The following is a 26,050-nucleotide window of genomic DNA, read 5'->3' as shown; positions in this document are numbered from 1 at the left end:
GCATCGGAACGCCGTCCGGCCCGCTCCCACATGATTGACGTGTCGCTCAGCGGGTGGATTGGGTTTGGCGCAGCGGTAGCTCCACTCGAAAGGTTGTCCCCACCCCGACTTCGCTGCGTACCGTAATGTCCCCACGGTGTTTTTTCACAATGCCGTAAGACAATGACAGGCCTAACCCCGTCCCTTGGCCCACCGGTTTGGTGGTGAAGAAGGGGTCAAAAATCTTCTGCAGGCTTTCGGGCGCGATGCCTGAGCCGGTGTCCGCGACTTCGACCCAGACTCTTTCCCCGACCACCCCATTACTCAGGGTGATGGTCCCGCGTTCGGGCCCGATGGCCTGGGCGGCGTTGACGATCAGGTTCATCACCACCTGATTGATCTGCGAGGGCAGGCACTCGATCTCGGGAAGCGGCTGATATTCCTTGATCAGGTCGGCCTTGTACTTCAATTCGTTGGCGACAATGTTCAGTGTCGAATCGATGCCCACTTGCAGGTTGACCCGCTGCCACTCCTGGTTGGTGTCTACGCGTGAGAAGTCCTTCAGGTCCCTGACGATTTGCCCGACCCGGTTGATGCCGTCCTTGGATTCCTTGATCAGCAGCGGAATGTCTTCACGCAGGAAGTCCAGTTCCACCTGTTTACGCAGCGCTTTGAGACGATCGAGAAGCTCAACGGAGCCAATGGCTTCTTCGGCCTGCTGATAGGCGTCGAGTACACCTTGCAACTGCTTGAAGTAGCCATCCAGGGTGCCGAGGTTCGACGAAATGAAGCCGATGGGGTTGTTGATCTCATGGGCGACACCGGCCGCCAGTTGCCCCAGGGAAGCGAGTTTTTCCGACTGTATCAACTGGCTTTCGAGTTGCTTGCGCTCGTCGATTTCCTGTTGCAGTTCGACGCTCGCTTGCTGGAACTGCCGGGTCCGCCGCTCTACCAGGTGCCCCAACTGATCCAGTTTCACGCTGGCGCGCTCGCTCATGTCCCATTTGCTGGTCAGGGTGTTGGCCATCTGCTGGACTTCGATGTTGTCGAAGGGTTTTTTCAGGATCAGCAGTCGGTCGTGGGCCTGCAAGCGATTGAGCAGTTCATCCCAGGAGTAGTCGGAATACGCGGTACAGACCACCACCTGCAAACGCGGATCGGCTTGCCATAAATGCTCGATGGTTTCGGCGCCGTCCCAGCCCTGGGGCATGCGCATGTCGACGAACGCCAGTGCATAGGGGCGATTGTCCTGTTGGGCCTGGACCAGTTTGCTCAAGCCTTCCTGGCCAGCATAGGCCGAATCCAGTTCGAAGCGGGGGCTCGTCGCTTTGACTTCGGTACCGAACAGCGCTGACTCCATTTCATCCAGTTCGTCGTGTTGCGGCGGCGCAGGTGTCAGGATCTTGCGAAAGTCGTCATGGATCGACGGTGTGTCGTCGATCAGCAGGATGCGTCGGTTCGATGGCTCTCTCATGTTTCACCTACGGCGATTTTCAAGGGGATTTTCAAGGTGAACAGCGCACCTTTGCCCGGACCGTCGCTGTGGGCCGTCAGGTGGCCATTCATCTCGATGGCGGCGAGGGCACAGCTGTGCAGACCAAAACCGTGACCTTCCTTGCGTGTGGTGAAACCGTGGGCAAAGATCCGGGTCATGTTTTCGGCAGAGATGCCTTCGCCTTCGTCCTTGACGCTGACCTGCAGTGTGGTGTCGTCGACCATCTTGACCCCAAGGGTCATTTCCCGGGGGCGGTCGCTGAGGTCGGACATGGCGTATTTGGCGTTGCTGATCAGATTGATCAGAATCAGCAACATCCGGTGTTTATCGCCCATCACTCTGGGCACCTCGGCGTAGTCCTTGACCACGGTTACGTGGTGGCGGGTCAGGGCGCCCGAGTTCATGCGCAGGGCGTCCTCGAGCAGCTCGCTGACTTGCAGTGGTTCTATCAGGCTGTTGGCGCCGGCGTAGGACTGTTGAGTGGCAACGATGTCCTTGATGTGGTCGACGCTTTTGCTCAATTGCGCCAGTTCGTCGGTGATGCCCTGTTGCTCAAGGGCAATGGCCTCCACCAGTTGATTCAGGTATCCGGGCAGCAATTTGCCTTTTTCGTCTTCAGTGATGAAGTGGCCGAGGTCGTCCTGGTGCTCATTGATCAGTTGCATCGCCTTGCCCAGCCCCAGTGCCTTGCTGGTGCGCAGTTTGCGGGTGACCAGGTCGGCGGAGATATTCACGCTGTTGAGCACATTGCCGACGTTGTGCAACACATTGGTGGCGATCTCGGCCATCCCGGCCTGGCGTGCGGTGTCCAGCAGTTCGCTTTGGGTGTCCTTGAGTTCGCGGGTGCGTGCTTCGACCCGTTGTTCCAGGCCTTCATTGGCCGCTTGCAGGTCTTTGTTGACCCGGTTGATCACTGCGAAGCTGCGCAGTAGCCCGATGGCCAGGTACAGCAGCAACAGCATCAGCAGCGCCGAAAAAACCGCCATGTAAAAGTGGTAGCGTTGATCGACTGCATCGACCTGTTGTTGATCCTTGTCCAGCAGGCTGGTGATGTCGTCCAGGCGCTCGGACACCGGTATCGCTTCGATCCGTTCCAGCAGGCTGTTGACCAGCGGTTGTTCACGCAGGATCAGCGCAATGTGGTTGTTGAGAATGTCCACCGGTGTGTGGAACTCGGCAGGCAGTCGCCCCCTGTTCACCGCCAGTTTGTTCAGGCCGAGCAGGATGTCGGCGGCTTTGTCGTCGGACATGACCTGGGCGAACTCCAGGCCGCTGAGTAGCAGGTCGTAGGTGTCGGTGGCGATGTTCTGCAGTTGTAGTTTGTTGTTGTCCTCAAGGCGTGCGAGCTGGTTCTGAATGTCGTCTTCGGCGGTGGGCAGGAACGCCAGTGAATTGCGCAGCACCGCGTTGTGCGACTTGAACTGTTCGACCAACCGGGTCTTTTCCTTGATCGCGCTCAGGTAAGCGTCATGGCTGGTCTGCCACTGCGTTGAGTCGTTGCGACCGTGTCGGGACTCCATCGAGTCGAATCGCTCCCACAGACGGCTCATTTCAGACAGCGGCGAAACCAATGGATCGTAGTTGTGGATGAGGGCGATCCGGGCCTTGAGGATCTCGGTTTCCCATTGCGCGTCCAGTTGCTTTATCTGGCGGATCAGATCCCGCGATTCGCTATAGGTCGAGGTTTGATCCGAACTGGACTTCAGATACAGGAACAGCAGGATCGAGGCCAGCAACACGGTCATGCCGCTGAGCAGCAGCAGGCTGAGTCGACGGGACACTTTCATAGCGGTTTACCTCCCCAGTCGCCGGTCAGGGTCCCGAGGAACTTGATGATCAGGGCCTTGTCTTTTTCGGAAGGGACGCGTCCCAGCTGAAACTTGAACATCACATCAACGGCGTCTTCGAGGGTCTTCGCCGAGCCGTCGTGAAAGTACGGTGCGGTGACCGCGACGTTGCGCAGGCTGGGGACCTTGAACACGTTGCGGTCCTCTTCCTCCTTGGTGACCAGGTAACGCCCCAGGTCCGATTCGGTCGGGTTGCCCCGGGCCTGGAAGTAGTCGCCCATGACCCCGAACTTCTGGAACATGTTGCCGCCAATGTTCACGCCTTGGTGGCAGGCAATACAGCCGTAGTCCTTGAAGCGTTGGTAGCCGTATTTTTCATCGAGGCTGAGAATCTCGGTGTTGCCCTGCAGGTACTGGTCGAAACGCGAATTGGCGCTGAGCAATGTGCGCTCGTAGGTGGCCAGGGCGTTTTGCACATTGGCGGCCGTGACCCCGTCGGGGTAAGCGTTGCTGAATGCCAAGTGGTAGGCCGGATTGGTCGAGAGTGTCTGTACCACGTGTTCCCAGGTACTGCCCATCTCGGTCGGGCTTTGCACCACGGCATGGACCTGGGCTTCCAGGGTGTCGGCGCGACCATTCCAGAATTGCCTGAAATTCAGGCTGGCATTCAACACGCTGGGCGTATTGATGCTCAGCGGCTGGCCGTTGAAACCGATGGAAAATGCCTTGTCATCGGCACCGCCCTTTTCCAGGTGATGGCAGCTGGCACAGGACAGTCTGTTGTTGACTGACAACCGCGTTTCGTTGAACAGCTGACGACCCAGCTCGACACGTTGAGGGTCTTGAACCGGCACCGGTGGCAGCGGTTTGAGGGGTTCGTCCAAAGGCGCGGCGCTCGCCGTCAGACAGAGTCCGAGCATCAGTGTGGTGAGCAGCGTGAATCCATAGGGCGACATCTGATGATTCCTTGGCTTGAGTGCCTGCACCGTTGGGTTGTCGGTCTACGTGCGCGGTGGCATCTGCTGGTTATCGGTGAGCATCTGCACGAACTCTCCCGGGAGCACGGCTTTGCTGAAAAAGTAACCCTGACCTTCCTCACACTGAAGGGCCTTGAGAAAGTCCAGTTGTTCCAGGGTTTCCACGCCTTCGGCGATGATATTGAGGTTGAGGCTCTTGCCCAGACTGATGATGGCGCTGACCAGCGCAGCGTCGTTGTTGTCACTGTTCAGCCCGCGAACGAATGACTGGTCGATTTTCAGTACATCGACGGGGAACCGTCGCAGGTAGCTCAGGCTGGAATAGCCGGTACCGAAGTCATCAATGGCCAGGCGCACGCCCAATGCCTTGATGGCATGCAAGGTCTGCACGGTGGCCTCGACGTTCTGCATCAGCACGCTTTCAGTGATTTCGAGTTCCAGCAGCGTTGGGTCGAAGCCGGTCTGTTCGAGGATCTTCACGATACCGTCAACAAAGTCGCGTTGACGGAAGTCGATGGCGGAAACGTTGACGGACATGCTGATCGGTGGCAATCCAGCCAGCTGCCAGGCGCGGGCCTGTTGGCAGGCCTGGGTCAATACCCATTTGCTCAGCGGAACGATCAGCCCACTGTCTTCCGCCACCCCGATGAAGTCTGTTGGATACACCCAGCCGTGACCGGGTTTGAGCCAGCGGATCAAGGCTTCCGCACCGACCACCTTGCCGGTGCGCAGATCCAGTTTGGGTTGGTAATGCAGGACGAACTCATCGCGCTCCAGCGCCAGACGCAGGCCGGATTCGATGCTTTGCTGTTCACGGGCACGCTGATTCATGTTGTCGATGAAAAAGCTGAAATCGTTGGTGCCGTTCTCCTTGACGTTGTGCATCGCGGTTTCGGCTTTCTTGATCAGCGGCACGGCATCGAAGCCGTCGTCCGGGTAGATGCTGATGCCCAGGCTGGCGGTCACACTCAGGTCATGACCGGCAATGTGTTGCGGGGTACTGACGGCTTTCAGCAGCTTTTCGGCAACCCCTTTGGTTTGCTGGGGATGGTTGATGTCCGCGAGGATCACCACGAACTCGTCGGAGCCATAACGAAACACTGAATCGGACTCACGCACCGTAGCCACGAGACTCTGGCCGACCCGTTTGAGCATTTCGTCGCCAACCGGATGACCCAGTGCGTTGTTGATGCGCTTGAAGCGGTCCAGCCCCAGAAATATCACCGCCAGTTGTTTGTCGTGCCGCCGTGAAAGGGCCAGAGACTGAGTCAGCCGGTCACCCAGCAGGGTGCTGTTGGGCAGGTCGGTGAGTACGTCGTATTGCAGCAGATGGGAGACTTTGAGCAGCTCCTGAACGCGGTCCTCGATGGTTCGCTCCAGGCTGAGCATTTTAATCGCAGCGTCCTGGGCCATCTGCCATTTCCAGGTCAAAGCACTGGCCATCTGGCGGATTTCCAGGCTGTCGAAAGGCTTTTTCAGCACCAGTAACTGGTCGCCGAATTCCAGCCGTTCGGCCATCGCCTCCCAGGAGTAGTCAGAGAAGGCGGTGCACAAGGCGATTTGCAGGTGCGGGTCGACCTCCCAGAGTCGTTCGATGGTTTCCAGACCGTCCCAACCCGGCGGCATGCGCATATCGGTAAACGCCAGGGCGTAGGGACGGCCTTCGGCCTGGGCACGTTTAACCAGCTCCAGCGCTTCTTCTCCCTGGTAGGCCGAGTCGAGGATAAACGTCTGGCGAGAGGGTTGTTCAGTGCCAAACAACGCCTCTTCGATACTGGTCAGCGCCTGCTTGTCTGGCGCGTCGGGGCTGAGGATCTTGCGAAAGTCCTGATGGATCGAAGGCATGTCATCGATGATCAGGATGCGCCGGTTGGTGGGGGCGAGCGATAGTTTCATCCCCGGTCCTCCGGTAGGTGGGGCGAGTCTTCGAGCAGCGGGTTTGTTGCGCCAGGGAACGTTGGTGGCACGATGCTGCCGGCCATCAGCAACGTAGCTGCCTGCTGGCTGCTGACGGCTTTGCTGAAGTAGAAGCCCTGAGCGTTCATGGGCGAGCCGGTGGCGATCAGTGAGCTGCGCTGTTCCTGGGTCTCGACGCCCTCGGCAATGATGCCGATCCCCACTTCGCGGGCAAAATTGATGATCGCGCGCAGGGTCGTGGCGCTGGCGGGATCGCGGGTCGCGGTGTCGATGAAGGCCTGGGCGAGTTTGAGGTGATTGACCCGATAGGTCTTGAGGTAGTCGAACGAGGAGTACTCGGTGCCAAAGTCATCGATGGCTATTTTCACCCCTAGCTCACGCAAGCGTGGCAGCACATCGTTGTGGGTCCATTTGGTTTGCGCCAGCGTCGCTTCGGTGACGTCGAAGCGCAGGTCCCAGGGGCAGAGGTTCCACAGGGCTGTGGTGCGCAGCACGTCGTAGATCAGGTCCGGACCGCTCTTGAGCTGGGCCAGCGAGAGCTTGATCGCAATCACCGGTGGCGCCATCCCTTCATCGCGCCATTGACGCATTTGCTGACAGGCCCGATCCAGCAACCAGTGCCCAAGCGCGATGATGACACCGGTTTTTTCCGCTGCGGGAAGAAACATTTCGGGCTCCAGCAATCCTCGCGCTGGATGACTCCAGCGGACCTGAGCTTCCATGCCGAGGATTTTTCCGGTGCTCAGGTCGACTTCGGGCAAGTAATGCAGTTCGAGCTGGTTTTGCTCGATGGCTTGTTTCAAATCGTTGGCAATCGACACCCGGTCGAGTACTTCCTGATTGATCTCCTCGGAGTGGAAGTGGTACTGGTTGCGGCCCTTTTCCTTGGAGCGGTACAGCGCCATGTCGGCTTGAGCCAACAGACTCTCGGCACTCAAGCTGGTGCTGGAGTAAGTGCTGATGCCGATGCTGACCGAAACCCGCACGTTGTTGCCATCGAGTGTGTAGGGCAGCACCAGCTCATCGCGGACCTTGCCCGCCAGCGTCGCCGACTGTGTCGGGTCGCCGGCGTCGAGCTGCACGATTGCAAATTCGTCGCCGCCCAGGCGCGCCACCACGTCGTTTTCGCGGACACAGGCCTTGATGCGGCGGGCGACCTCCTGCAACAGCAAATCCCCGATGGGATGGCCAAGGGTGTCGTTGATGCGTTTGAAATGATCGAGGTCCAGGTAGAACACGGCGAACGTTGCCGCACCCCGACGCGCGGCAGCGAACGCCTGGTGCAGGCGTTCGAGGAGCGTCGCGCGATTGGCCAGCCCGGTCAGCCCGTCGGTGCGTGCCAGCAGGGAAATCTTCTCTTCAGCCAGCTTGCGTTCAGTGATGTCGATGATGATGCCTTCGACTTCCAGCAAGCGTCCGTCGTGGTCACGCACCGGCACGTAGCGGTTTTCGACCCAGCGCCAGTCGCCTGTGCCGGTGCGCAGACGGAACTCGATGGACGCCCCGGCGGCGTGCCGGTCGAGGACCCGGGCCATGGCGTTGTCGACTTTGCCCTGGTCCTCGGGATGAATCAGCTCCTGAGCCCAGTTTGCCGACGCCACCAAGTGCGCTGCCACGTGACCGAACTTGGTGATGTTGTGGGAGATGTACATCAACGGGAATGAGGGTTCGCCGCGCAGCCGATACAGAATGGTCGGGCTGTTTTGCACGATGATATTGGCGTCGGACAGCTCGCGGGTTCGATCTTCGACCGCCTGCTCCAGCAGGTTCATCTTCAGTGCAGCGTCTTCGGTCATTTGCCATTTGACGGTCAGGGTGCTGGCCATCTGACGGATTTCGATGGCATCGAAGGGTTTCTTCAGGATCAGCAGGCGATCGCCGAGTTCCAGCCGTTCGGCAATATCGTCCCAGGAATAGTCGGAATACGCGGTGCACAGCGCGACTTGCAGCTTTGGATCGACCTGCCAGAGCCGTTCGATGGTTTCCAGGCCGTCCCAGCCGGGCGGCATGCGCATGTCGATAAAGGCCATCGCATAGGGAAGGTCCCTGGCCAGAGCGGCTTCGACCTTGCCCAGGGCTTCGAGGCCCTGAAAGGCGCTGTCGAGCACGAATCCCAGATCTGAAGCCACCACGGGTGTGCCGAACAGGGCTTCTTCGGCGCTGCTCAATGCATCGTCATCGAGCGCGTGGGGGCTGAGGATCTTGGCAAAATCCTGATGGATAGAGGCGGTGTCATCGACGATCAGGATCCGTCGGTTGCTCCGCGCAAACGGTGCCTTCATTGCAATGCACCGTTGCAGATGACCCATCGCTGCGTTGTATTCATGCGGCATCCCTTCCTGATCAAGGAGTGTTACGGGTGCAGATCTTGGATCCAGGTGCCCAGAGCATAGTCCGCTGCTGTTGAGTTCGCAGCCCGCTGTGTGGAAAATCTATTGCGGACTGTTCTGAAAAACCGTCTAGCCTGTAGTTCAGGCCCATGGAGTAGGGGGAATTGCCTTGGGTGCTCACGAAACGATTGCTCTGTTTTAGCTGAGGTAATGCCATGGATGAGCTGCTTAAACCGCGAGTGCTGCTGGTCGATGACGAAGAATTGATCCTCAATAGCCTGCGCCGGCTGTTGCGCAGCCAACCCTATGAGGTGCTGCTGGCCTCCAGTGGCGCCCAGGCGCTGGAAATCATGGCGCAGCAGCCGATTGATCTGGTGATGACCGATGCACGCATGCCCAATATGGACGGTGCGACCCTGCTGGCGCACATCCACGAGCGGTATCCGGACACCGTACGCATTCTGCTGACCGGGTATGCCGACCTGTCGATGATCATCAAGGCGATCAACGAGGGGAAGATTCACCGCTACATCAGCAAACCCTGGGACGACGAGGAAATGCTGCTGACGTTGCGTCAGGCCCTGGCGTATCAATACTCCGAGCGTGAGCGGCTGCGTCTGGTGCAGTTGGTGTGGGATCAGAACGAGCAACTGAAGCTGCTCAACGGGAACCTGGAAAAACGCGTCGCGGCACGCACTGCCGAGTTGCAGCAGACCGCTGACATGCTCGATCTGGCCTACGAAGAGCTCAAGCACAGCTATGTCACTGGCACCGAGGTGTTTTCGCTGTTGGCCAACCTGCGTCTGCCCGCCGCCAAGCAAACCAACCGACAAATCATCGATCTGGTGCGTATCTACTGCCAGACCCATGGGCTGGACGAGGCCAGCAGCCGAGACCTGACGATGGCCGCGGCGCTTTACAACATCGGCAAGCTGAGTTGGACCGACAGCATGATGACAGCCCCTTCGGACCTGCTGCATCACACCGAACGGGAGCTGTATCGCGGTTATCCGAAACAGAGCGAATCGCTGTTGATGACCCTTGATCCGATGAAAGATGCCGCACGCCTGATCCTGCACCACCAGGAGCGCTGGGACGGCACCGGGTTTCCCGACCGTCTCAAGGGGGAGGCGATCCCCTTGGGTTCGCGCCTGCTGAAGCTGGCCGTGGACTTCATCGAATTGCAGCGTGGGCTGATTCTTGAGCGACATATGAACAGCGATGAAGCGCTGTTGTTCATCCGTAAATACAGCGGGCGTTTCTACGACCCTGAACTGGTGGAGGATTTCGTTCAGGTCTGCGCCACTTACCTGCGTGATGTCACGCTCGGCGATCCGACGGTCAAGGTGTTGACCACCCGTGATCTGGCGCCCGGCATGGTGCTGGCGCGCAACCTCAATGCCGACAACGGCATGCTCCTGCTCAATGCCGGCAAGCTGCTCAACGGCCCGCTGGTGGAAAAACTCATCGCCTTCGAAGCCATGGAGGGCGCCAGGTACAGTGTGTTTGTCCATATCCCCGAAGAGTCTGAAACGGCGATTTCGGCGAAGGCTGCGATCTTTTGACCTGTGTAACGAAAAGATCGCAGGCTTCGCCAGCGCCTACGCACGGGGATCTTTTCGAGGTGACGCAGCACCTGTGCTCATGTGATCCTTGGCTCCTTTGTCCAAGGCCATTGTTGATCCATGACGCTTTCATCCTCCGTTTCGCCGCGCATTATCCGCATCGCCGCCGCCCTGTTGATCGGCCCGGACGGCCGAACCTTGCTGGTGCGCAAGCGCGGGACCCAGGCCTTCATGCAGCCGGGTGGCAAGATCGAAGCCTGCGAGCAACCGGTCGATGCGCTGGCCCGCGAACTGGAAGAAGAACTGGGTTTGCTCATCGATACCACCCAAGCGAGCTATCTGGGTGAATTTTCTGCTCCGGCAGCCAATGAGCCGGGGTTCGTGGTCGAGGCCGAGGTTTTTCAGCTGGATATCCAGCAACAAGTCTCTGCGGCGGCGGAAATCGAAGAGCTGCTGTGGATTGACCCGCACAATGTGGTCGATGTGATGCTGGCGCCATTGACACGGGACCTGATCCTGCCGTTTTATCGAACCTCCCTGAAGGCTCCGGCCTGACCTGTTCAACGACAAGGATTACGTCATGATTCCAACCCACGATCTGTTGATTTTTGCTGCTGCGTCGCTGCTGTTGGTGCTGACACCGGGACCGAACATGATCTACCTGATCTCCCGTTCGATTTGCCAGGGACGCAAGGCGGGCGTGACCTCGCTGCTCGGGGTGGTCGCGGGGTTTTTCGTGCATCTGTTTGCCGCGGCGGCCGGTTTGACCGCAGTGTTCATGGCGGTGCCGATGGCTTACGAGGCGCTCAAGTGGGCCGGTGCCCTGTATCTGCTGTGGATGGCCTGGCAGGCGGTCAAGCCGGGGGCGCGCTCGCCCTTTGAAGCTCAGCAGCTACCGCCGGACTCTTCGCGCAAACTGATGCTGATGGGCTTTTTGACCAGCGCGCTGAACCCGAAAATCGCGGTGTTCTATCTCTCGGTGTTCCCGCAGTTCATCAGCCCGGAACACGGTTCGATATTCACCCAAAGTATCGCCCTGGGCCTGACCCAGATCAGCGTGAGTTTTAGCGTCAACCTGCTGATCGCGCTGTTTGCTGCCGGAATTGCTTCGTGGTTCGTCAACAACCCGACCTGGCTGGCGGCTCAGCGTTATTTCATGGGCTTCGTGCTGGTTGGCCTGGCGGTGCGCCTGATGGCTGAACCACGGCGTATGGCCTGAAACCCATGGCGATCCAACGACTCGATGCCAACCATGCGCTCGCTTACCGGGCGCTGATGCTTGAAGCCTATGACCGCCATCCGCAGGCGTTCACCTCCAGTGTCCGGGAGCGCGCGGTCATGCCGCTGAGCTGGTGGGAGTCACGATTGACCAGCCCGCTGGACGTGCTGTTCGGCGCGTTTGAAGAGGGCGAACTGGTGGGCATTGTCGGCCTGGCCTTCGAGGCTCGAGAAAAATCCCGACACAAGGCAACGCTGTTCGGCCTGTACGTGACAGACAAGGTCAGGCAGCGCGGGCTCGCCCATCAACTGGTTCAGGCGCTTTTCGACGAGGCCCGAGGACGGCCGGAATTGAAGCTGATTCAACTGACTGTCACGGCTGGCAATGATGCCGCATTGGCGTTGTATCAGCGTTGCGGTTTCGTGCAATTCGGCCTCGAACCGTTGGCAGTGCGGGTTGGCGAGGAGTACTTCGATAAAATTCATATGTGGCGGCAGTTATAAGCCACAAGCCTGGAGCTTGTAGCTGCCCGGCGCAAAGGGCACCGCGCACCGTTTCAGCGGTGCGTAGCGTCGGGCGGTGAGCCTCATTCAGATTCAAGGTCGTGAAGGCCCAGGCCATCAAATGCCTCTTGCCGCTGGTCGGAAACCACCGCCACCCTGTTATTTCTGACAGTAGGCAGCCCATTGGCGCCGGGTGTTAGATGAGCGTCAGCCCTGCCGCTCATGTTGCGGCGACTCTTGCGAGAAGGAGATTGCTCATGACCGCCCAGGAAACCGCTCCCAAAACCCGCGCGCCTATTCCGGATCTTTACAAGTTGAAGATCAGGCAGGCGCCGGATGACACCACGCTGGACCCGCTTGCGGCGGAGATCAGCCTGACCGTGCTGATACCTACTACGGGGCTGGAGCCTAACGACCGGTTTTATGTCGAGATTACCGGCGAGCCCGGCACTCCAGACGGTGGGAAGTACAACAGCCCTACGTTGACGCTGGGGACAACAAACCCCAGAACCTTGAATGTGAAGAAAGAGGTCGTGGCGTTCCTTCTGGGCAAAAAAATGACGGTGAAGTACACCATCCAACGTGTGGGCGAGGACGATAAAACCTCTCCACCTTTAGAGCTCAACGTACTTCCCCTGCCCCAAAGCGAGTTGAAGGCGGCCCGAATCCTTGAGGCGCAGGACGACGGGAATGGGGCCGAGCTGGATCTGACCGGCAGCACTGCCAACCTTACCGTGCGCTTGGGAGTCTGGCCGTTGATTGCCGAACAGCAACGCTGCTGGATTGACCTGGTGGGCGAAAAATCCGGTGGTGAGGAGCACAGTCTCCCTGTGCTGCAATCGGATCCAGTGGATGGGGTCTGGATCACTCGCGGTTATCGCGAGGTGAAGGTGCCTTACGACTACTTCAGGGAATTGCTCAATGGCTCGCCGTTGAAGGTCATCGTCAAGGTCGCGCTGAACCAGGAAAGCGATGAGGCTCAGGCGTTTGATTTCGAGGAGCGGGTCTATACCGTTAAAAATGTCGTGTTAGTCAAACCCACGATTGGCGAAGTGGCGGACGCGGATGGCACGTCACTCACCCACCAATCCCGGCACGACCACTAAAACACCGTTGAAGCTCAAAGGCACGGTGGCTGCCGGTCAAAAAGTCGACATTTACGATGGCGCCAATCGGCTGGGCGAGGCCTCGGTGACGGGAACCGCGTGGGAGTTCGACACGCAGGTATTACCTGTAAACGTGTATATGCTCAAAGCCAAAGAGCAGGATGGCGATGAGCTGGAGTCAGACATCTGGACCGTTACCGTGGCGGCGGTGGTGATACCGACGATTGGTGAAGTGAAGGACGCCGATGGCGTGACGATCACCAATCCCGGCACGACCACTAAAACACCGTTGAAGCTCAAAGGCACGGTGGCTGCCGGTCAAAAAGTCGACATTTATGAAGGCGAAAATAAGCTGGGTGAGGCCACGGTGACGGAGACAGCGTGGGAGTTCGGCACGCAGGTCTTGTCTCCAAAAGAGTATGTGCTCAAGGCCAAAGAACAGGGTGTCGGTGGGCAGGAATCAGACACCTGGATCGTTACCGTGGAGGCGGTGGAGGTGGAGAAACCCACGATTGGCGAAGTGACGGACTCCGAGGACGTCGATGTCGCTGATGGGGAAAGTACCCTCGATATCCTTTTGAAACTGGCGGGAGAGGCCCGCGACGGTGAGGTCAAAATCTTCGTCAACGATCAACCCAGGGACACGGTGACGGCCGAAGAAGGGAAGTGGGCATACACACTGATGGACTTGACCCCGAATACATACGCACTCCGTGTGGAGGCGAGCGGGTTGAAGTCAGAGGTCTGGACGGTGACGGTTATCGGGGAAATAACACCGCAGATCACCGCTGTCCTGGACGGGTTTGGCCATCCTATACCGCATGGAGGCAATACCAGGTATACGACTGTGACTGTGACAGGTAAGGCAACCCGCAAGCATCAAGTCAAGATTATTCACTTTTCAGGCCAACTGGGTGCGGCCTATGCAGGAGACAACGGTTTTTGGACGTGCACCCTGTCAGGGCTGGGTAATATGCCTAATAAAACGTACAACATCTCAGCTCGGGACGCTGTCAGTGGTGTCAGTTCAAACACCTGGACCTTCACCGTCGATCCGATCTGAGCGCAACTGCCTGACATTTATTCGTGATGCCGAGGCTTTGCACTATGTAACTTTTTGGCCGATGTACCGGATGACAGGTCGTCAAGGTCCGTGTGATGGTCAGGCAGTTGCTATAGCTCAAATGTCTGGAAATTTACTGTGGCAGTGAGGCAGGAGAAGACTCAGCCAGACGAAACAGAGCCAGCGGAGAGTTGTTCCCTCCGCTGGCTTTTTATTGAGTCAGCGCACCGCGCTGACACCATCCAGGGTCGAGAACGAGGTGTCCTTGGCCGTCAGCAGGAAGTCGCGCATGTACGGTGCGTCGAGCATGTCGGCGCGGATCCCGGCGTACAGCGTGGCAAACAAACCTTTCTCCCCCAGCCGCTTGGCCTTCACGTAACCCCGTGAGCTGTACTCGTGCAGCGCCCAATGGGGCATGCCGCAGACGCCACGGCCGCTGGCGACCAATTGCATCATCATCACTGTCAGTTCCGAAGTACGAACCTGCGCCGGTTCGATGTCGGCCGGTTCCAGGAAGCGGGTGAAGATGTCCAGCCGATCCCGCTCTACCGGGTAGGTGATCAGGGTTTCGCTGAGCAGGTCTTCCGGGACGATGTACGGCTTGCTCGCCAGCCGATGCTGGTTGGCCACTGCGAGCATCGCTTCGTAGGTGAACAACGGCACATAGGTGATCCCGGCCAGTTCCAATGGGTCGGACGTCACCACCAGGTCCAGGTCGCCACGGGCCAGGGCCGGCAGCGGGGCGAAGGAGAAACCCGATGCCAGGTCCAGCTCGACTTCCGGCCAGGCATCGCGGAACTGGTCGATGGTCGGCATCAGCCACTGGAAGCAGCTGTGGCATTCGATTGCCATGTGCAGACGCCCGGCGGTGCCACCGGCCAATCGTGCGATGTCACGTTCGGCACCGCGCAGCAGCGGCAGGGTGGCGTCGGCCAGTTGCAGCAGGCGCAGGCCGGCGCTGGTGAACCGCACCGGTTTGGTTTTGCGCACGAACAGCGGCATGCCCATGCGCTCTTCCAGCTCTTTGAACTGGTGGGACAGGGCGGATTGGGTCAGGTGCAGACGTTCGGCGGCTTCGACCAGGCTGTCGGCTTCGCGTAAAGCGTGCAGGGTCTTCAGGTGACGGATTTCGAGCACCAGGGCCTCCATGAGTAAACTTTGTGATCAACACGAAAAGATTGAGTTTGTCTCATGTTGGGTGGGCTGTCGACAATAGGGCCATATTTTACTCCGGAGCACATACGCCATGGCCTTGGCCCACACACTCGGTTTTCCACGTATCGGCGCCGACCGCGAACTGAAAAAAGCCCTGGAATCCTACTGGAAGGGCGACCTCGATCAGGCCGGGTTGAAAATCGTCGGCCGTGAACTGCGGGCCAAACACTGGCAATTGCAGAAAGACGCCGGCATCGACCTGCTGCCCGTGGGCGACTTCGCCTGGTATGACCAGGTGCTGACGCACTCGCTGACCTTCGGCGTGGTCCCCGAGCGCTTCGACAGTGCCAGGGATGCTCAGGGCCTGCCGACCCTCGACACCTTGTTCGCGATGGCCCGTGGCGCCAGTGCGAGGTGCTGCGGCGGTGAGTCTGCCAAGACGCACCATGCGCAGGAACTGACCAAGTGGTTCGACACCAACTACCACTATCTGGTCCCGGAATTCAGCGCTGACCAACCGTTCACATTGAGCTGGGAACAGTTGTTCGACGAAGTCGATGAAGCCCACGCCCTTGGTCACAGCGTCAAGCCGGTGATCATCGGCCCTTTGACTTACCTGTGGCTGGGCAAGGCAAAAGGTAACGACTTCGACAAACTCGACCTGCTCGAGCGCCTGCTGCCGCTCTACGGCGAAATCCTCAATCGCCTCAAGGCTCAAGGTGTGGAATGGGTGCAGATCGATGAACCGATCCTGACTCTCGACCTGCCGCAAGCCTGGAAAAATGCTTTCGAACGCGCCTATCACATCCTTCAATATTCACCGTTGAAGAAGCTCGTGGCCACCTACTTCAGTGGACTGGAAGACAACCTCGGGCTGGCGGTGAGCCTGCCGGTGGACGGTCTGCACATCGACGCGGTGCGAGCGCCGGAACAACTGGGTCAGGTGCTTGATCGCCTGCCGACCTACAAAGTGCTGTCGGTGGGCCTGGTCAACGGTCGCAATGTCTGGCGCTGCGAGCTGGAACAGGCGCTGGCGCAACTGAAACCGGCACAAGAGCGTTACGGCGACAACCTGTGGGTCAGCAGCTCGTGCTCGCTGCTGCACAGCCCGATGGATCTGGACCGTGAAGACACACTCGACGCCGAGCTGAAGAGCTGGCTGGCGTTCGCTGTACAAAAATGCGCTGAAATCGCCGTGCTGCGTGATGCACTCAATGATCCGCAAGCGCCGAAGGTCCAGGCTGCGCTGGCGCAGAGCCGTGCCGTGCAGGCCAGCCGTGCGCAGTCGCCACGCATCCACAAAGCCGAGGTGCAGGCGCGCATCCGGGCCATCCGCGACACCGACAGTCAGCGTCACTCAGTGTTTGCCAAGCGTATCGAGTTGCAACGCGCACGCCTGAATTTGCCGGCCTTCCCGACCACCACTATCGGCTCGTTCCCGCAGACCGCGTCGATTCGTCTGGCGCGCCAGTCGTTCAAACAGGGCAAGCTCTCGGCCAACGATTACACCGACGCCATGCACAGCGAAATCCGCCACGCGGTGCAAATCCAGGAACGTCTTGGCCTCGACGTGCTGGTGCACGGTGAAGCCGAGCGCAACGACATGGTCGAGTACTTTGCCGAGCAACTCGACGGCTACCTGTTCACCCGTTACGGCTGGGTTCAGAGCTACGGTTCGCGCTGTGTGAAACCGGCGATCATCTACGGTGACCTGAGCCGTCCGAACGCCATGACGGTCGACTGGATCACCTACGCGCAGAGCCTGACCGACAAGGTCATGAAAGGCATGCTGACCGGTCCCGTGACCATGCTGATGTGGTCGTTCCCGCGTGAAGACGTGTCGCGCAAAGTCCAGGCGCAACAGTTGGCGCTGGCCCTGCGCGATGAAGTGGTCGACCTGGAGCAGGCCGGGATCAAAATCGTCCAGATCGACGAAGCGGCGTTCCGCGAAGGCTTGCCGCTGCGCCGGGCGCAATGGCAGGAATACCTCGACTGGGCGGTGCAAGCGTTCCGCTTGAGCGCGTCTGGCGTGCGCGATGAAACCCAGATCCATACCCACATGTGCTACAGCGAATTCAACGACGTGATCACGTCGATCGCCGCCATGGACGCCGACGTGATCACCCTCGAAACCTCGCGTTCGGACATGGAGTTGCTGGAAGCCTTCAAGGCCTTCGACTACCCGAATGACATCGGCCCGGGCGTCTACGACATTCACTCGCCACGGGTGCCGGACACCGCCGAGATGGTCAATTTGATGAGTAAGGCGGTGCAGCGGATCCCGGCCGAACGGCTGTGGGTCAACCCGGACTGTGGCCTGAAAACCCGCGCCTGGCCGGAGACCGAAGCGGCGTTGGTGAATATGGTGGCCGCCGCTCGCCAACTGCGTAGTCAACTGGCTTAAGGACGCCATCGCGAGCAGGCTCGCTCCCACACTGGATCTTTGTCATGCACAAATTCTGTGTTCACTAAAGATCAACTGTGGGAGCGAGCCTGCTCGCGATGAACGATAACTCGGTCTTGAATACGACCGTTCGGCACCCTTCATCAAACTGTCACGTAACTGTGGCAGCGCGCTTTAACAAAGTTCATCAGACTCGCGCTCTACTGGGGTTCTGCGTTTCGGTGTTTTTCATGCGGGTACGATTTTTTTCAACGGCGGTTTTTCTGGCCGCACTGCTGTTCGGCCTACCGTCTTTTGCGGCGTCGCGCTGCGATGTCAATGTTCCGACCGAACGGGTCGATCTTCCACAGGTGAGCCTGGCGTACCAGAGCATCGGTCGTGCGAGCGATCCGGCATTACTGTTGGTGATGGGCCTGGGTGGCCAGTTGATTCACTGGCCGGACGAGGTGGTGGTTGCGCTGTGCGAGCAAGGTTTTCGGGTGATTCGCTACGACAATCGCGATGTCGGGCTGTCGACCTGGCGTCGGCTGCCTGCCAATGCCAACCTGACCTTTGAGGTGCTGCGCTACAAACTCGGTTTACCCGTAGCGGCGCCGTACACCCTGACCGATATGGCAGACGACGCGCTAGGGCTGATGGATGCGCTGCACGTGGAGCAATTCCATGTGCTGGGCGCGAGTATGGGTGGAATGATCGCCCAGCACATGGCAGCCATGGCGCCGCAGCGGGTCGAAAGTCTGACGCTGATCATGACCAGTTCCGGCGCCGAAGGATTGCCGGCGCCGAACGCGGCGCTGGTGCAATTGCTCTCGCGGCGCAGTGCGCCGAACCGTGAGGTGGCGCTGGAGCAACAGGCTGATCTGCTGGCAGCGCTGGGCAGCCCGCAGGTGAGTGATGATCGTCAGGTACTGTTGCATCTGGCGGCGGTGGCGTACGACCGGGCGTTCAATCCCGACGGCGTGAAACGCCAGATCATGGCAATCCTCGCCGAACCGAGCCGGGTGGCGCTGCTCAACCAGTTGCGGGTGCCGACCCTGGTGGTGCACGGCACCGCCGATCCGTTGTTGCCGGTGATGCATGGCATTCACCTGGCAGCACATATCCAGGGCAGTCAGTTGAAGCTGATTCCGGGGCTGGCCCATCGTTTTCAGGAAGCGTTCAAGGCGCCGTTACTGGCGGCGGTGTTGCCGTACCTGAAAACCCATCGTGAAGACACCTCGCATTGGGCGCAGATCGATCCGGTGCAGGCACCGAATCTGCTCTGACAGGATCAGCGGACAATCTTGTCCACATGAATCCCCAGTTTCTTCAGCCGATACCAGAAGCTGCGCTCCGAGATACCGATCAGCTGCGCGGCGGCCGCCTGCACGCCGTTGCTTTGTTGCAGGGCCGCCAGGATGTAGTTCTTTTCGACTTCGGCCAGTGCGGCGTCGAGGTCGGACGGCACACCGGTACTATCGTTGAGGACCGCGCTGGCGCCGTCGCCGGAGCGCCTTGAGGCGAACAGATAGGCCGGCAGATCGTCTTCCTCGATCACTGCACCCGAGGCCACGATGGTGGCTCGTTCAACGCAGTTTTGCAGTTCGCGGATGTTTCCCGGCCACGAATAATTGGCCATGGCCTGCAAGGCTTCCGGGCTGAAGCCGTTGATGCGTTTGCCGGCGGTGGCGCCCAGGGTGTGTGCAAAGTACCGGGCCAATGGGGCGATGTCTTCGATCCGTTCACGCAAGGCGGGCAGGGGGATCGGGAACACATTGAGGCGATAGTAAAGGTCTTCGCGAAACTCTTTGTTGGCCACCGCTTCCAGCAGGTTTTTGTTGGTGGCAGCGATCACTCGCACGTCGACTTTGCGTTCGCGCGGATCGCCAACCGGTTCGATCACGCGCTCCTGCAAGGCGCGCAGAATCTTCGCCTGCAACGCCAGCGGCATGTCGCCAACCTCATCGAGAAACAGCGTGCCCTTGTCGGCCTGCATGAAGCGCCCGACCCGGTCGGCCACGGCGCCGGTGAAAGCGCCTTTGCGATGGCCGAACATTTCACTTTCCAGCAAGCCTTCGGGGATTGCCGCGCAGTTCACTGCAATGAAGGGTTTGTCGGCGCGGTTGCCGTGTTTGTGGATGGCCCGCGCGACCATTTCCTTGCCGGTACCGCTTTCGCCGGTGAGCAGGATGGTCGCGTTGCTTTCGCGCACCGAATCCACTGCTTGCAGCACTCGACGGAAGGTCGGACTGTCGCCCACCAGGCTGTCGATCTGCGCGTGCTCCTCAAGCTCGGCGCGCATGCGCTGGTTGTCTTTGAGAATGTCGCGAAACTGCAGGGCCTTGCTGACGGTAATGTCCAGCTCATCGATGTCGAATGGTTTGGCGATGTAGTCGAAGGCGCCGTTGCGCATCGACTGCACGGCGTTTTTTACCGTGCTGTAGGCCGTCATGACGATCACCGGCAGTTGCGGAAAGCGCACTTTGACTTCTGCCAGCAACTGCGGGCCATCCATGCCGGGCATGCGCCAGTCGCTGATCACCAGATCGATGTCTTCCTGTTCCAGCACCTTGAGCGCGTGCAGGCCATTGCTCGCGGTGAACACCTGGAGGTCGTTCTGGCTCAGGGCAGAGGCCAACAGGTCGCAGAGTTTGGGCTCGTCATCGACCACCAGAATGTTATGCGTCATCACTGTCCTCGTCGTCGCTGTTGTTTTCACCGTTGGCCGGAATGTACAGGCTGAATGTTGCACCAGCATCTTTTTCGCTGATGCATTCGACCCGTCCGTCGTGGTTTTCCATGATCGAGAAGACTTTTGCCAGCCCAAGACCCGTACCTGAAGCCTTTGTGGTGACGAACGGGGTAAAAATCCGTTCGAGCATGTCCGGCTCGATGCCTTGGCCGGTGTCGGAAACACTGATGACGGTGTACTGCTTGTCGCTGGCAATGCCCAGGGTCAGGCGACCACCGTCGGGCATTGCGTCGATGGCATTGAGCACCAGGTTCAGGCAGGCCTGTTTGAGTTGCCGTGCGTCGGCGTACATGGTCGCGGCCGGCGCGTTGTCTTCGATCCGCGCGTCGATGTTGTGGGTCGCCAGCTCAGGTGCGCAAAAACCGATCAATTCATCAACCAGTGGCCGCGCCAGTTGGGTGGAGCGCATGGGCGCGCTGGGTTTGGCAAAGTCGAGGAATTCGGTGATCAGGTCGTTGATCCGGCTCACTTCGCTGATCACGTATTCCAGATGCCGTTTGTCGGTGTCGGGCAGGTCGGCGCGACGGTGCAGCAATTGGGTCGCCGTTTTGATGATGCCCAGCGGGTTGCGAATTTCATGGGCCAGGCCCATGGCCACTTCACCGAGTGCATGCAAGCGATCGCGGCGGCGCAGTTGCGATTCCAGGTGTTGCAACTCGCCAAGGCGTTCGGTCATGTGGTTGAAGGTGCTGCTCAGCTCGGCCAGTTCATCGCTGCCGGTGACCGGTATCCGCTGGCGATAATCACCGTCGATGACCGCCCGTACGCCTTTGGAGAGATTGCGCAAAGGTTGGGTCAGGCGTTGCGAGACGAGCCAGCCGACGCACAGAGACAGGGCCGAACCCAGCAGGAAGATCGCCAGGAACAGGTTGGTCTGGTTGACCAGGCCCACCAGGCTGTTGTGGCGCAGCAAACCGCTGAAAATAACCCCTTGCAGCTCACCGTTGTTGTTGAGAATCGGCCGATAGAGCCCACTGTAGCGGTTGGTAAACTGCTCGATAGGCTGCTTGGTCTGTTTCAGTGCCGCTTCGATATTCTCAGGCATGTGAGCCGGACGATCCTCGGAGCGCTGGCTGGAGAAAATCTCGGAGAACGTATCGCCCTTGGCCAGGTACAGGCGCAGGTCCAGCGAGTGGACGTCGGCAACACTGGTCAGGAAGCTGCTGTCCAGATAGGTCGCTATCAGCATCTGGTAGTCCACGCCATCGAGCGTGGTGCGGAAGGTCGAGACCACCGTGCCGGTCGAAATTCCGCCTATCTGAATAGTCTGCAACACCGCATTGGGGGCGGTGCTGATTTGTTCGACGATGTTTTCGTCCGCCGTGCTGAACACGATTTTCTTATCGCTGAGGCGAGTCAGCGCCACCAGATCGATGCCCATGGCATCAGCGATTTCGGTGGTCATTTTGTCGTGCCTGGTGGCCGAGCGGTCAGTCGGTGGCCGGGTCAAACGCAGGAACAAACGTGCTATCCGTGCGTTGCCATGAACGATCTCGCTGATTTCGTCCTCGACGATCTTGGTCGATTCCTGCAACCAGATCCGCACGTTGCTATCGAAAATCTGCGACAGCGTGGTGGCCGCGAGTTCGGCGGCAATCATGGTCGGGATCACACTGACCAGCCAGAACGCCAATACCAGCTTGCGTTGGACACTCCAGCGGGAGATGGCGAAGGGCAGGGCTTTACGGCGTCGGTCTTTGATCATCAGGTTTCGCTTATCGCGGCAGCCATGGCAGGGTCGGACTTATCCGGTCGGACAAACAGTTTCACGAGTTTGAGCAAAGCGTTGAGCAGCGCGTTACGGTGGTGAAAAAACAGCGTATTGCCTTCGAACTTGCAGCCGAGCCGCAGCTTACTGGCATAGCCAGCCTGGCCGCACTCATACAGCGGGATCTTGTGTTGAATACAGTAGTCGACATTGGCCAGCCAGCTTCGGAAGTACAGGTTGTACTCGCGGGTCTGTTCCAGGTCGTGGGCAAAAAACTTGTCCACCAGTCGATGTTCATCCAGCAGCAGCAGATTGAACGCCACCAGTTGCTCGCCCACCCAATACAGCACGCACGCCGCGCGTTGGTCGAGGTGTTCGAGGATGCCACTGAAATACGCCGGCGATAGCCATTCGAACTCAATCTCGCTGCGCGCCAGGGTGGCTTCGTACAACACCATCATCTGCGGCAGCACATCGTCTATTGAACGTCGCCATTCGATGCGCGGCCCGGGTGCCCGAAGATTGCGGCGCAGGTCTTTGCGGGTGGATTTGCCCAGGGTGCCGAGATAGGCGTCCAGCGAGCCGAAGGTGATTGGCAGCACTGCACTCGGTAATCCGGGGATGGTTTGCAGTCCGGCCTCGCGGCAGACGTCAATCCACTGCTGATCGTGGCTGGGCGCATCCTTGATCACCAGCAGGCCGATGCCGGCCACATCGGCATCATTGCGCGCCAGCGTCAGTAACTGACGCAGCAGCGCCGGGCGCTGGTCGTCAGTAATATGGCTGGCGGTGCCAGTGTGGCCTTGCTCGGTCAGCGGCGAACCAAGGGTGTACAAGCGAATATCCAGCACACCCGGCAACCACTGGCGCAAGCGTTGCCTGACGCGTTTGCCTACGCCCTGCACCGTGGTGTCGAGCGAGTACTGGGTGGTAAATGCCGCTGCCGCGGCAATCAACGTGCTGCCTTCATAGAGCGCAAGGTAACGCCACTGGAAGTCGCCAATACCTGCCTGTTCAACGGCCCGATAGTAATTCCAGTCCTCCAGTTCCCCGGGGAAGCAGTCATTCCAGGCGCAGCGTTCGATGGCCTCGATGGTTGAATAGGCACGGGCGGTGATCACGTCTTGTCCTTAAGCTACGCCAGCTGTCGATACTCTTCACGCTCGCCCGGCTTCATGGAAAGCTGGTGGACAAAGTCCGCGCTCAGATCCACAACGCGGCGATACTCCAGGTCGACCGTGATCATGTGATAGCAGTTGTCCAGCAGGACCTTGGTGACCGGGCCGCCGAGATGGCGTTCGACGTAATCGGCGTTCCAGCGGCTGGTGATGTCGTCCTCGATGGAATGCAGCACCAGAGCCGGTGTCTTGATCGACGGCATGCGTTTCTTGACCACGGCATTCATCCGGTGCAATTCGCGCACGGTGACGCCTTCCATGGTCAACAGCCCGGCATTGCTGCTTTCGCCGTCCTTCATCTGGCGTTCGACGATCGCCCGCAGACGCTCGTTCTTGATGCCATAGGGCGGCGTTTCTTCGAAGCTGCAGATGTTCACGCCGAATGGAATCTTCATCAGCAAGGGGGTCAGGAACGCCAACTTGTGGATGTTCCAGCCGTCGTAGCGCAGGGTGGTTGAATACATCAGCAGGCCGGCGACCTGCCCCGGATGCTCGGAGGCGACGTACATGGACATGACCGCGCCCATGGACAGACCGCCGACGAACACCTGCTCGTGCCGCTGGCGTATGCCCACGAACGTCTTGCGTACACCTTCGTACCAGTCCTGCCAGCCAGTGGCTTGCAGGTCGGTGTTGTCACCGCAGTGCCCGGCCAGGGTTGGCACGTACACCGTGCAACCCGATTTGGCCAGGCCGATGGCAACCCGACGCAACTCCGTCGGGGTGCCGGTCAGGCCGTGGATCAACAACACCGCGACCTCGCCACTGCCGAGAACGAAACCGGTACTACCTTCGCCGAGATCGATCTCTGTTTGGTTCATCGTTTCATGGCCCGGTCAAGCAGGCGGTCGAGCAGGGCGATGCCCAGATCGATTTCCGCGTAGCTGATTTCCAGCGATGGAGCCAGGGTGATGACGTTCTTGTAGTAGCCGCCCACATCGAGAATCAGGCCCAGACGCTTGCCGTCGATTTCGATGTCGCCCTTCATGCCTTCATCAACCATGAAGTCCAGGGTGGCCTTGTCCGGAGTGAAACCGTCCGGGCCACAGATTTCGCAGCGCAGTGCCAGGCCCAGGCCGTCGACGTCGCCGATGATCGGGTAGCGTTTCTGCAGGTCCTGCAGACCGTCCAGGAAGTATTTGCCCTTGGCCATGACCATCGAGCCGTAGTCGACTTCGTGGGTCATTTTGAACATTTCCAGACCGACCGCCGTACCCAGCGGGTTGGAGGCGAAGGTGGAGTGAGTCGAGCCTGGCGGGAAAACCTTCGGGTTGATCAGCTCTTCGCGAGCCCAGATGCCGCCCAGTGGGTTGAGGCCGTTGGTCAGCGCCTTACCGAAGACGATCACGTCCGGTTTGACGTCGAAGTGTTCGATCGACCACAGCTTGCCGGTACGCCAGAAGCCCATCTGGATTTCGTCGACGACCATCAGGATGCCGTGCTGATCCAGCACTTGCTTGAGTTCGCTGTAGAAGTTCATCGGCGGGATCACGTAGCCGCCGGTGCCCTGGATTGGCTCGACGTAGAAGGCTGCGTATTCGCACTGGTTGGTTTTCGGGTCCCAGACGCCGTTGTATTCGGTCTCGAACAGACGGGCGAATTGCTGCACGCACTGGCTGCCGTATTCTTCCTTGGTCATGCCTTTCGGGCCACGGAAGTGGTACGGGAACGGGATGAAGTTGGCACGCTCACCGAAGTGACCGTAGCGGCGACGGTAGCGGTAGCTCGAGGTGATCGACGAGGCGCCGAGGGTACGGCCGTGGTAGCCGCCTTCGAAGGCGAACATCAGGCTTTTGCCGTTGGTGGCGTTACGCACCACTTTCAACGAGTCTTCGATGGACTGCGAACCGCCGACGTTGAAGTGCACGCGACCGTCGAGGCCGAACTTGTTCTTGGCGTCGACCGCGATCATTTCCGACAGCTCGATCTTGCCTTTGTGCAGGTACTGGCTGGCGATTTGCGGCAGGGTGTCGATCTGTTGTTTCAGGGCGTTGTTCAGGCGTGGGTTGGCGTAACCGAAGTTGACCGCCGAGTACCACATTTGCAGGTCGAGGTAAGCCTGATCTTCGGTGTCCCAGACGTAGGAGCCTTCGCAACGGCTGAAAATACGCGGCGGATCGATGTAGTGAACGGTGTCGCCGTAGGAGCAGTACTTGGCTTCTTTGTCCAGAAGGATCTGGTCTTCTGGCGTAGCGATTCGGATATCAGACATGGTGGAAGAGTTCCTGCTGTTCATCAATATTGAAGGAGGTGGCGTTGGCGGCGCTGCCGTTTGGCAGTTTGGCCAGCAAGGCGGGAATTTCGGCGAAGCTGTCGAAGCGGGCGTAGGCGATGCCATTGCGCTCGCAATGTTCAGCCAGACGGTCCTTGGCGAAAACGAAGTCGGCAGTGGACGCCACGCACATGTCGGACTGGCCGTCACCGATCACCAGCACGCGTTTGCTGCTGGGGGTGGATTTGCATTTGCAGTTGCCGGAGGCGGCACGGCAGGCGTCGCTCGAATACGGAAAGTCGATGCGCCAGCTGTTGTGGTCGACCTGACGCAGACGGTTGGCGAGGATCGGCAGCAGGCTGACGTAGTTGCGTGCCAGAATTCGCGCGATGCCTTGCTCGATGCCGTCACTGACCACTTCCAGGGAAGCACCGAGACCGACCACGTGGTCGACGAAATCCGGAAAGTCGGCGTCGATCTCGACGCTGTCGAAGAACTCGAGCAGCTCGGCGGGGGAGGCCTTGACCAGCGATAGCTGGCGGCTGAGGCATTCACGCGAACCGATAGCACCGCTCAGCCACTCGTCCTCGATCGCTTCCCAGCTTGGGTCGGCGAAACGTTGGAGGATGCTGTCGATCACGTCGGTGCGGGTGATGGTCCCGTCGAAATCACACACGATATGCCAGTCAATCATCTGCATTACCTATTGGGCAGGGGCGCG

At 59.3% G+C, this 26,050-nt stretch carries 20 protein-coding genes; 8 read left to right on the top strand and 12 right to left on the bottom strand.

Annotated features, from left to right (window positions below; translation table 11 throughout):
• Window positions 1–46: 46 nt before the first annotated feature.
• From AC1RPZ_RS06600 to AC1RPZ_RS06580, 5 genes are read right to left on the bottom strand one after another with little or no spacing between them, the layout of a single operon-like run.
• Window positions 47–1,453, bottom strand: a complete 1,407-nt coding sequence (locus tag AC1RPZ_RS06600) for an ATP-binding protein (RefSeq protein WP_493136009.1) — start codon at window positions 1,451–1,453, stop codon at window positions 47–49.
• Window positions 1,450–3,261: a DAHL domain-containing protein gene (locus tag AC1RPZ_RS06595; RefSeq protein ID WP_493136007.1), complete on the bottom strand. Its 1,812-nt coding sequence runs from the start codon at window positions 3,259–3,261 to the stop codon at window positions 1,450–1,452. Before AC1RPZ_RS06595 ends, AC1RPZ_RS06600 begins: the two co-directional genes overlap by 4 nt.
• Window positions 3,258–4,217, bottom strand: a complete 960-nt coding sequence (locus AC1RPZ_RS06590; RefSeq protein ID WP_493136005.1) for a cytochrome-c peroxidase — start codon at window positions 4,215–4,217, stop codon at window positions 3,258–3,260. Before AC1RPZ_RS06590 ends, AC1RPZ_RS06595 begins: the two co-directional genes overlap by 4 nt.
• A 45-nt stretch (window positions 4,218–4,262) precedes the next feature.
• Window positions 4,263–6,134: a putative bifunctional diguanylate cyclase/phosphodiesterase gene (locus tag AC1RPZ_RS06585; RefSeq protein ID WP_493136003.1), complete on the bottom strand. Its 1,872-nt coding sequence runs from the start codon at window positions 6,132–6,134 to the stop codon at window positions 4,263–4,265.
• The gene (locus tag AC1RPZ_RS06580; protein ID WP_493136000.1) at window positions 6,131–8,437 is read right to left on the bottom strand and encodes a GGDEF/EAL domain-containing response regulator; all 2,307 of its coding nucleotides are present in this window, start codon (window positions 8,435–8,437) and stop codon (window positions 6,131–6,133) included. Before AC1RPZ_RS06580 ends, AC1RPZ_RS06585 begins: the two co-directional genes overlap by 4 nt.
• Before the next feature lie 263 nt (window positions 8,438–8,700).
• On the opposite strand from AC1RPZ_RS06580, the gene nosR reads away from it, so the two are divergent.
• The 6 genes from nosR (at window position 8,701) to AC1RPZ_RS06550 (ending at window position 13,941) form a co-directional block, all read left to right on the top strand.
• The gene (gene nosR, locus AC1RPZ_RS06575) at window positions 8,701–10,050 is read left to right on the top strand and encodes a response regulator c-di-GMP phosphodiesterase, NosR family (protein ID WP_493135996.1); all 1,350 of its coding nucleotides are present in this window, start codon (window positions 8,701–8,703) and stop codon (window positions 10,048–10,050) included.
• A gap of 120 nt (window positions 10,051–10,170) precedes the next feature.
• Window positions 10,171–10,605, top strand: a complete 435-nt coding sequence (locus tag AC1RPZ_RS06570; protein WP_493135994.1) for an NUDIX hydrolase — start codon at window positions 10,171–10,173, stop codon at window positions 10,603–10,605.
• Between the two features lie 25 nt (window positions 10,606–10,630).
• Entirely contained in the window at window positions 10,631–11,269 is a 639-nt protein-coding gene (locus AC1RPZ_RS06565; protein WP_493135992.1) for a LysE family translocator, read from the top strand.
• A 5-nt stretch (window positions 11,270–11,274) separates the two neighbouring features.
• Complete coding sequence (locus AC1RPZ_RS06560) at window positions 11,275–11,772, top strand: GNAT family N-acetyltransferase (RefSeq protein WP_493135991.1); 498 nt, start codon at window positions 11,275–11,277, stop codon at window positions 11,770–11,772.
• Between the two features lie 257 nt (window positions 11,773–12,029).
• Window positions 12,030–12,878 (top strand): hypothetical protein, encoded by an 849-nt coding sequence (locus tag AC1RPZ_RS06555; protein WP_493135988.1) that lies wholly within the window; start codon window positions 12,030–12,032, stop codon window positions 12,876–12,878.
• Window positions 12,838–13,941, top strand: a complete 1,104-nt coding sequence (locus tag AC1RPZ_RS06550) for a hypothetical protein (RefSeq protein WP_493135986.1) — start codon at window positions 12,838–12,840, stop codon at window positions 13,939–13,941. Before AC1RPZ_RS06555 ends, AC1RPZ_RS06550 begins: the two co-directional genes overlap by 41 nt.
• A 219-nt stretch (window positions 13,942–14,160) precedes the next feature.
• On the opposite strand, the gene metR is transcribed toward AC1RPZ_RS06550, so the two are convergent.
• Window positions 14,161–15,078, bottom strand: coding sequence for a transcriptional regulator MetR (gene metR / locus AC1RPZ_RS06545; protein WP_103400858.1), 918 nt, complete (start codon window positions 15,076–15,078; stop codon window positions 14,161–14,163).
• Window positions 15,079–15,187: 109 nt separating this feature from the next.
• On the opposite strand from metR, the gene metE reads away from it, so the two are divergent.
• Together metE and AC1RPZ_RS06535 are read left to right on the top strand one after the other, a co-directional pair.
• Window positions 15,188–17,500: a 5-methyltetrahydropteroyltriglutamate--homocysteine S-methyltransferase gene (gene metE / locus AC1RPZ_RS06540; protein WP_493135984.1), complete on the top strand. Its 2,313-nt coding sequence runs from the start codon at window positions 15,188–15,190 to the stop codon at window positions 17,498–17,500.
• Window positions 17,501–17,730: 230 nt separating this feature from the next.
• Window positions 17,731–18,765: an alpha/beta fold hydrolase gene (locus AC1RPZ_RS06535; RefSeq protein WP_493135983.1), complete on the top strand. Its 1,035-nt coding sequence runs from the start codon at window positions 17,731–17,733 to the stop codon at window positions 18,763–18,765.
• A gap of 5 nt (window positions 18,766–18,770) precedes the next feature.
• Here the strand turns inward: AC1RPZ_RS06535 and AC1RPZ_RS06530 are convergent, their stop codons facing one another.
• Genes AC1RPZ_RS06530 through AC1RPZ_RS06505 form a run of 6 tightly spaced genes read right to left on the bottom strand, consistent with a single transcriptional unit; the run spans window position 18,771 to window position 26,023 of the window.
• Window positions 18,771–20,168: a sigma-54-dependent transcriptional regulator gene (locus tag AC1RPZ_RS06530; RefSeq protein ID WP_493135977.1), complete on the bottom strand. Its 1,398-nt coding sequence runs from the start codon at window positions 20,166–20,168 to the stop codon at window positions 18,771–18,773.
• Window positions 20,158–21,936: a sensor histidine kinase gene (locus tag AC1RPZ_RS06525; protein ID WP_493135975.1), complete on the bottom strand. Its 1,779-nt coding sequence runs from the start codon at window positions 21,934–21,936 to the stop codon at window positions 20,158–20,160. The genes AC1RPZ_RS06530 and AC1RPZ_RS06525 overlap by 11 nt, the downstream gene beginning before the upstream one ends.
• The gene (locus tag AC1RPZ_RS06520) at window positions 21,936–23,060 is read right to left on the bottom strand and encodes a GNAT family N-acetyltransferase (protein WP_493135973.1); all 1,125 of its coding nucleotides are present in this window, start codon (window positions 23,058–23,060) and stop codon (window positions 21,936–21,938) included. Before AC1RPZ_RS06520 ends, AC1RPZ_RS06525 begins: the two co-directional genes overlap by 1 nt.
• A gap of 14 nt (window positions 23,061–23,074) precedes the next feature.
• Window positions 23,075–23,938: an alpha/beta hydrolase gene (locus AC1RPZ_RS06515; RefSeq protein ID WP_493135971.1), complete on the bottom strand. Its 864-nt coding sequence runs from the start codon at window positions 23,936–23,938 to the stop codon at window positions 23,075–23,077.
• Window positions 23,935–25,329, bottom strand: coding sequence for an aspartate aminotransferase family protein (locus tag AC1RPZ_RS06510; RefSeq protein WP_493135969.1), 1,395 nt, complete (start codon window positions 25,327–25,329; stop codon window positions 23,935–23,937). Before AC1RPZ_RS06510 ends, AC1RPZ_RS06515 begins: the two co-directional genes overlap by 4 nt.
• The gene (locus tag AC1RPZ_RS06505; protein WP_493135967.1) at window positions 25,322–26,023 is read right to left on the bottom strand and encodes an MtnX-like HAD-IB family phosphatase; all 702 of its coding nucleotides are present in this window, start codon (window positions 26,021–26,023) and stop codon (window positions 25,322–25,324) included. Before AC1RPZ_RS06505 ends, AC1RPZ_RS06510 begins: the two co-directional genes overlap by 8 nt.
• Between the last annotated feature and the right edge of the window lie 27 nt (window positions 26,024–26,050).

It is taken from the genome of Pseudomonas sp. GW822-FHT02D10, assembly GCF_058802345.1.
Note: the sequence above shows the minus strand (reverse complement) of the source record. Positions and strands in the feature narration are given on the sequence as shown.